We start from the raw sequence: 7,543 nt of genomic DNA on the forward strand, positions 1-7,543 counted from the left end.
ATGAAATACGTCATGCTGAATGGGCAATTGACTGAGACAACGAAAGCCGCGATTCCTGTAATGGATCACGGCTTCTTATACGGAATGGGTCTATTTGAGACTTTTCGAACCTATGGGGGCAAACCTTCGTTACTGTCTCGTCATCTTCAAAGGCTTTCTGAGGGTTGTAAGGATTTAGGGATTCCTTTTCGGGCGGAAGAACATAAACTGGAGATGCTTATTCGTGAGCTGCTGGAAGCTAACGGGCTTAGTGACGGCTATATAAGGTACACGGTTTCAGCAGGCGAAGAGATTCTAGGGTTGCCTTCGGCAGACTACCGTGAACCGAGCCACCTTATTTTTGCTAAAGAACTGCCTGTCCTAAATGAAGCTTGGTATATCAAAGGAAAACCTCTTCAATTGCTGAAGACGATTAGGAATACACCTGAGGGCTTGGTTCGGTATAAATCTTTGCACTACATGAATAACATTCTTGCGAAGAGAGAGCTTATGCAGTATAAGCAGGCAGTAGAGTCTCAAGCGGAAGGTTTAATGTTGACCAAAGAGGGGCATCTTGCTGAAGGGATTGTCAGTAATCTTTTTTTTATAGCCAAAGGAGTTCTTTATACCCCTGAAATAAGCACAGGTATCTTGCCTGGCATTACTAGAGAGGTTGTTCTTGAAGCTGCGAGTGACCTAGGTATTCCTGTAGTAAAAGGGTTATTCACAACTCAGCACCTATCTCAGGCGGATGAGATTTTTATGACTAGTTCCATACAAGAATTAATTCCAATAACAGCACTGCTTGGTTTTCCGGAAGGGGAAGTGATTCAGGTTCAAGACGGAATAATGGGACCGAATACGCGCAGACTGCTGGATTTATACCGAAAGAAAGCAGGTAGAGATGATGTTGAAACCTAAACTATATAAACGTACATATCAGCGCGGCGAAATGTCGCTTAAGCTGGGTGACAGAACACTGATTATGGGGATTGTTAACGTAACTCCGGATTCGTTCTCTGATGGGGGACAATACAATTCTGTAGATCGTGCAGTTGCTCATGCTGTAGAACTCTTCGAACAAGGAGCAGATATCATTGATATCGGCGGTGAATCTACTCGCCCAGGACACACTGTCATTTCAAGTGAAGAAGAGATTGCGCGTGTAGTCCCTGTAATTGAATCTTTACACAAAACAGCCCCGCATATCCCAATCTCTATTGATACGTATAAAGCAGATGTAGCGAGAGCGGCAATCGATGCAGGAGCTCATATCATTAATGATATTTGGGGTCTCAAAGCTGATCAGGATATGGCACCGCTTGCGCGCGAGAAAAATTGTCCTGTTATCCTAATGCATAATCGTGAGAACACAGATTACGATGATTTTATTACCGACGCAGTTGCGGATCTAAAAGAAAGCATTGAAATTGCGTTGCAGGCTGGTATTTCTAAAGACAATATTATTCTAGATCCAGGTATCGGATTTGCAAAAAGCTATGAGCAAAACTTACAGATGATGATATCATTAGGTGCATTGCTGGAACTTGGCTACCCTGTTCTGCTCGCTACCTCTCGCAAGCGGTTTATTCGGAATACACTGCAATTGCCAGTGGATGATCTAGTTGAGGGAACGGCAGCTACTGTGGCTTTTGGGATTGCTCAAGGAGCGCAAATGGTACGAGTTCATGATGTAGCTCAAATCAAGCGTACAGTAGACATGTGTGATGCTATGCTTTACCAAGGAAGAGAGGAATTATAATTATGGATAAAATGAAACTTCACCGTATGGAGTACTATGGATATCACGGAGTCTTTGAGGAAGAACGTAAACTTGGACAGCGATTCTATATTGATCTAGAACTTGATATGGACTTACAAGAAGCAGGTAGGCATGATGATCTTACCAAAACGATAAATTACGCCGAGATTCACGAACATGTGAAAAATATCGTTGAAAATAAGTCATTCCAATTAATTGAAGCTTTAGGTGAATATATTGCATCTTCCCTACTTGAGACTTATACTAGTGTGGATGCGCTTGTAGTCAAGGTAACAAAACCGCATCCTCCTTTCGATATTCATTTTGAAGGAGTTACAGTAGAACTTCATCGTACTAGGAAAGTAGGATAACGACTCATGAATGCACATTCAACCTCTGATACGTCAGAGGCTTATATTGCTTTAGGGGCTAATTTAGGCGATCGGGAGCAGACGCTTATGTCTGCAATAAGGATGCTGGACAAGCAAGATGATATTGAGGTTATTGCTTGCTCTGATTTATACGAAACAGACCCAGTAGGTTATACTGATCAGCCTGCATTTATTAATATGGCCATTTCCGTCAATACAACACTATCTCCTGAGGAGCTGCTGGGTCGTATGCTTGAGATCGAGAACCAGCTAGGACGTGTTCGTCATATCAGATGGGGTCCAAGAACCGTTGATCTCGACTTGCTATGGTATGAAGGAGTAGAAATGAATACAGAGAAGCTTATTCTTCCGCATCCAAGAATGCAGGAGAGAGCTTTTGTGTTAGTTCCATTATCCGATGTTGTCCGTGAAAAATCAGACAACATTTCTTGTTTTGTACAAACAGCTTTAGAGAGCCTGGATGAAAGGGATGGAATACGGCGGTGGAAAACATGCAACTGGCCAGACGAATCCGCGCTTTCCGAAAATTGAAAGGTGTAACTCAGCAGTCTCTAGCAGAGCAAACAGGCATATCTCTCGCTATGCTCGGTATGATTGAGCGGGGAACTCGTGTCCCAACAGAAGAGCAGCTTGTTAGAATCGCAGATGTTCTTGCTATATCCCTGTCGGAGTTTATATAGGAGACGCAGTGGTTTATATTCTGAAAAATAACTTGAACGTTTAGATATGATAGATATAAATGACGTAAAGATCAATAAAGATTTTCAAAGGAGTGATACGAAACCCTATGCTTAAGATCGCTGATATTGAAATGAAGAATCAGGTCGTTGTTGCTCCGATGGCGGGAGTAAGTAATCCGGCTTTTCGCCTCATTGCTAAGGAATTTGGCGCTGGGTTAGTCTGCGCTGAAATGGTCAGCGATAAAGGAATTATAAATGGTAATAAACGAACGAGAGAAATGTTATTTGTAGATGAACGGGAAAAGCCGCTTAGTCTGCAAATCGTTGGCGGCAACAGAGAAACATTGGTTGCTGCTGCGAAGGTTGTTGACCAAGAAACGAATGCAGATATTATTGATATTAACATGGGTTGTCCTGCCCCTAAAATTAATAAAAGTGATGCGGGAGCACGTTGGCTTTTAGATCCGAATAAAATTTATGAGATGGTATCTGCTGTAGTGGATGCTGTGTCTAAACCAGTGACAGTAAAGATGCGTATCGGCTGGGATCATGATCATATCTATGCTGTCGAAAACGCACGTGCAGTAGAAAGTGCTGGGGGAAAAGCAATAGCTCTACACGGTAGAACAAGAGAGCAATTGTATACTGGCCGGGCAGACTGGGATATTATAAAGGAAGTTAAGGATTCGGTTTCCATTCCGATTATTGGGAACGGCGATATTTCTTCACCAGAAGAAGCAAAACGAAGACTGGAAGAATCCGGAGTAGACGGAGTTATGATCGGCCGAGCTGCCCTTGGTAATCCATGGATGCTATATAGAACTATTGAATACCTTGAAAAGGGTGTGTTGCCGGCAGACCCGTCACCGGAAGAAAAAATGCGTATTGCCATACTGCACATGGATCGATTAATTGACCTGAAAGGGGAAAATGTAGCAGTACGTGAAATGCGTAAGCATTTATCTTGGTATCTGAAAGGACTCAAAGGTTCTGCACGAATAAAAGATGCCATCATGGAAGGAACCAAACGTGACGAGATGGTTGAGATACTTACAAATTATTTGGAAAACTTGCCTCGAAATGAGTCGAATACAGAAACAGACAGCCAAGAAATTGATCAAGAGTCAATAAATACGGACTGTGCTTGCTAAGGCTATTAGAGAGAACATTGACTTTTCAATATCGTTAACCTATAATTTTTTTGGTATAAATTCGGCAAGATGGTTTTATGTTCAAGGACACCTAAGAGAACGAATTGTTCTGTTTTTTTAAGATTAGCATATCGTTTTTAAAATGAATTTTTGAATTAGTTCCATATTATTCCCATGACAGGAGAATCGGTTAACATGAGCGATAAAGAAGTCATTCTTACCCAAGAGGGGCTCAAGAAGCTTGAGGACGAACTCGAGAACTTGAAGTCTGTAAAACGCCGTGAAGTTGCAGAACGGATTAAAGTAGCTATTGGATATGGTGATATTAGTGAGAATTCGGAGTATGAAGATGCGAAGAATGAGCAAGCTTTTATTGAAGGGCGTGTACTCACTCTCGAGAAAATGCTTCGCAATGCGCGTATCATTAATAGCGATGAGGTTGGCACAGACATCGTAGGAATTGGTGCAACCGTTACAGTTGAAGATATGGAGTTTGGCGATGTGGTTGAATACACGATCGTTGGATCTGCAGAATCTAATCCGCTTCAAAATAAAATTTCAAATGAAAGCCCTGTTGGTAAAGCTATTATTGGCAAAGCCAAAGGAACTGTGGTTGATGTAAGTGTTCCTGCAGGTGTTATCCAGTACAAAATTGTAGATATCAAGAAGTAATCATACAAAAGGATCGGGATATGAAGAGAGCTTCCCTAGGGGAAGCTTTTTTTCAATCATTTGATTTCATGAAGGCATCGTACTTTAGTTCGTACGAACGGCTTATTATGACATGCCTTGTATCTTTTAAGATGCAGTACTGTATACGATATCTGCATTTGAAGATACATAATAATTAAGGAGTTGAAGAAGGCAAATGACGGATGAAGTAGTAGGTACAGAACAAGAGCTTAGTGAGCTTTTACAGATTAGACGGGCAAAATTAGATGAGCTTCGGGCTCTTGGTATTGATCCTTTCGGTAAAAAGTACGAACGTACGGATGAAGCCGGTAATATTTTAAAACAGTATAATGACCTGACCAAAGAAGAAATTGAAGAAAAGAATGTTGAAGTAAGCATTGCTGGGCGTATTATGGCGAAACGCGGTATGGGTAAAGCAAGTTTTGCTCATATTCAGGACTTGAGCGGACGTATTCAAATTTATGTTCGTAAAGATACCGTTGCTGAAGCGCAGTACGATGCATTTACTTTGCTTGATCTTGGAGATATCATCGGTGTGAAGGGTACGGTTTTCAAAACCAAAACAGGAGAGACTTCCATTAAAGTTACTGAGCTTGAAGTGCTTTCCAAATCGTTATACCCATTGCCTGATAAATACCAAGGTCTAAAAGACGTAGAATTACGTTACCGTCAGCGGTATGTGGATCTGATTATGAGCTCTGAAGTACAACAAACATTTATTTCTCGCTCTAAAATTATTCAGTCCATGCGTCGTTATCTTGATGGCTTAGGCTACTTGGAAGTAGAGACACCAACACTGCACTCCATTGCAGGCGGTGCGGCAGCACGACCATTTATTACGCATCATAATGCGCTGGATATGGAACTATATATGCGTATCGCAATTGAACTGCACTTGAAACGTCTGATTGTAGGCGGCCTGGAGAAAGTGTACGAAATTGGACGTGTATATCGTAACGAAGGGATCTCAACTCGTCATAACCCTGAGTTCACCATGATTGAATTGTATGAAGCATACGCAGATTATAAAGATATTATGGAACTCACAGAGAATATGGTTGCTCATATTGCGCAAGAAGTTCTAGGAACAACGAAGATTGATTATCAAGGGCATGAAGTCGACCTTACCCCATCTTGGCGCCGTGTATCCATGGTGGATGCGGTTAAAGAAGTGAAGGGTGTAGATTTTGGCGTCGAAATGACAAATGAAGAAGCACACCGTTTGGCTAAGGAACATAATGTACCTGTTGAAAAGCACATGACATTTGGACATATCCTTAATGCATTCTTTGAAGAGTTTGTTGAGGAAACCCTAATTCAGCCAACTTTCGTATATGGTCACCCTGTTGAAATTTCTCCGCTTGCGAAAAAGAATGAAGAAGATCCAAGATTTACGGATCGCTTTGAACTTTTCATCGTAGGACGCGAACATGCAAATGCATTTAGTGAGCTGAATGATCCGATCGATCAGCGTCAGCGTTTTGAAGCACAGTTACTAGAAAAAGAACACGGTAACGATGAAGCGCATGAGATGGATGATGACTTCATTCGTGCACTTGAATATGGTATGCCGCCTACAGGTGGTCTTGGAATTGGTGTAGACCGTCTTGTAATGTTGCTTACGAATTCTCCATCGATTCGTGACGTGCTTCTTTTCCCACATATGCGTCACCGTGCATTGGACTAAGAAGGACAAGCATTTTGCATAAACAAGTTTACAATAGAATCTAGACATACAGAGGAACAGCTGAGCAGATGATGCTTGAGGTTGTTCCTCTTTTAAAATGTACGGATTGGCAAGGGCTATGAAGAAAGGCGAGATGTAATGAAGAGACGTGTGGGTTTCACCAAAAAACTGGCTACTCCGCCATTTATATTAGTCGCAGGTATCTTGCTGATCATCGGGATAGGTACCGTATTATTAATGCTGCCTGTTTCCAACCAGAACGGACACCCTCTTCGTTTTATGGATGCACTTTTTACGGCAACTTCTGCGGCTTGTGTTACAGGCTTAATCGTAGTAGATGTAGAAACTACATTTACCCTTTTTGGTGAGACCGTTATTATGATCCTGATGCAGCTGGGCGGTCTTGGCTTCATGACAATTGCAACTTTGATTGCATTATTGTTTGGGAGAAAGTTATCCCTAAAGGATCGACTTATCTTAAAAGAAGCGATTAATTCGGACACCATGGAAGGAGTCGTTCGAATCATTCGAAAGGTGCTTATCTTTTCATTCACCATTGAAGGGGTAGCAGCTATCATTTTTACGGCAAGATGGTCTGTGGATATGCCTTTTTTTAAGGCACTGTATTATGGAATTTTCCACTCTGTATCTTTGTTTAACAACGGTGGTTTTGATCTGTTCGGCAATAGTTTTCAAGATTATATGGGTGATTGGCTGTTCAATGTGATTGCAAGCATACTGGTCATATCAGGCGGGCTCGGGTTCGTTGTGCTCAACGACTTATTCGAATTTCCGAAGAAGCGTAGATTATCTTTGCATTCAAAAATGGTGCTGTCCGTATCCGGTGTATTAATTGCCCTTGGGGCAATTGTATTGTTCGTTTTTGAATTTACCAATACGAAAACGTTAGGCTCACTTGATCTATCGCATAAGCTCTACGCATCCTTCTTCCAGTCGGTTTCTACTCGTTCATCGGGAACGAGTACTATTGATATACCAGAACTGCGGTCTGCGACACAATTCTTTTTCATCTTGCTTATGTTTATCGGTGCTTCTCCTGGTTCAACAGGCGGGGGTATCAAAACAACGACATTTCTTATTATGATCGGCGCTTTGTTCGCGATGGTTAGGGGACAAAAAGACATCGTGTTCTTTCGGCACCGTGTACCTCAAGGGCTGCTCATGCGAGCGATGACGAT

9 protein-coding genes (1 of these 9 only partly in view) are annotated in these 7,543 nt (G+C 41.9%); all 9 read left to right on the forward strand.

Annotation, left to right across the window (positions count from 1 at the left end):
* Entirely contained in the window at positions 1–900 is a 900-nt protein-coding gene (locus QPK24_RS00355; protein WP_285745319.1) for an aminotransferase class IV, read from the forward strand.
* Positions 884–1,741, forward strand: a complete 858-nt coding sequence (gene folP, locus QPK24_RS00360; RefSeq protein WP_407082944.1) for a dihydropteroate synthase — start codon at positions 884–886, stop codon at positions 1,739–1,741. The genes QPK24_RS00355 and folP overlap by 17 nt, the downstream gene beginning before the upstream one ends.
* 2 nt (positions 1,742–1,743) lie before the next feature.
* Positions 1,744–2,112: a dihydroneopterin aldolase gene (folB, locus tag QPK24_RS00365; RefSeq protein ID WP_285745320.1), complete on the forward strand. Its 369-nt coding sequence runs from the start codon at positions 1,744–1,746 to the stop codon at positions 2,110–2,112.
* Positions 2,113–2,118: 6 nt separating this feature from the next.
* On the forward strand, positions 2,119–2,664 hold the full coding sequence (gene folK / locus QPK24_RS00370) for a 2-amino-4-hydroxy-6-hydroxymethyldihydropteridine diphosphokinase (RefSeq protein ID WP_285745321.1): 546 nt from the start codon (positions 2,119–2,121) through the stop codon (positions 2,662–2,664).
* The gene (locus tag QPK24_RS00375; RefSeq protein ID WP_160036646.1) at positions 2,616–2,813 is read left to right on the forward strand and encodes a helix-turn-helix domain-containing protein; all 198 of its coding nucleotides are present in this window, start codon (positions 2,616–2,618) and stop codon (positions 2,811–2,813) included. The genes folK and QPK24_RS00375 overlap by 49 nt, the downstream gene beginning before the upstream one ends.
* Before the next feature lie 107 nt (positions 2,814–2,920).
* Complete coding sequence (gene dusB, locus QPK24_RS00380; RefSeq protein WP_285745322.1) at positions 2,921–3,964, forward strand: tRNA dihydrouridine synthase DusB; 1,044 nt, start codon at positions 2,921–2,923, stop codon at positions 3,962–3,964.
* Positions 3,965–4,159: 195 nt separating this feature from the next.
* On the forward strand, positions 4,160–4,636 hold the full coding sequence (gene greA, locus QPK24_RS00385) for a transcription elongation factor GreA (protein WP_191804446.1): 477 nt from the start codon (positions 4,160–4,162) through the stop codon (positions 4,634–4,636).
* Between the two features lie 196 nt (positions 4,637–4,832).
* Entirely contained in the window at positions 4,833–6,344 is a 1,512-nt protein-coding gene (gene lysS, locus QPK24_RS00390; protein WP_160036643.1) for a lysine--tRNA ligase, read from the forward strand.
* Between the two features lie 138 nt (positions 6,345–6,482).
* Positions 6,483–7,543, forward strand: the 5' portion of a protein-coding gene (locus tag QPK24_RS00395; protein ID WP_285745323.1) for a TrkH family potassium uptake protein. It continues 280 nt past the right edge of the window; the window shows 1,061 of its 1,341 coding nt (coding positions 1–1,061); it begins with the start codon at positions 6,483–6,485; the stop codon falls past the right edge of the window.

The sequence above is a fragment of the Paenibacillus polygoni genome (assembly GCF_030263935.1).
Classification (GTDB): Bacteria; Bacillota; Bacilli; order Paenibacillales; family Paenibacillaceae; genus Paenibacillus; species Paenibacillus polygoni.

Coding starts and splice junctions, on each gene's coding strand:
- folK (WP_285745321.1), top strand. CDS start 2,119: ATGAATGCACATTCAACCTCTGATACGTCAGAGGCTTATATTGCTTTA.
- greA (WP_191804446.1), top strand. CDS start 4,160: ATGAGCGATAAAGAAGTCATTCTTACCCAAGAGGGGCTCAAGAAGCTT.
- dusB (WP_285745322.1), top strand. CDS start 2,921: ATGCTTAAGATCGCTGATATTGAAATGAAGAATCAGGTCGTTGTTGCT.
- lysS (WP_160036643.1), top strand. CDS start 4,833: ATGACGGATGAAGTAGTAGGTACAGAACAAGAGCTTAGTGAGCTTTTA.
- QPK24_RS00355 (WP_285745319.1), top strand. CDS start 1: ATGAAATACGTCATGCTGAATGGGCAATTGACTGAGACAACGAAAGCC.
- folB (WP_285745320.1), top strand. CDS start 1,744: ATGGATAAAATGAAACTTCACCGTATGGAGTACTATGGATATCACGGA.
- folP (WP_407082944.1), top strand. CDS start 884: ATGATGTTGAAACCTAAACTATATAAACGTACATATCAGCGCGGCGAA.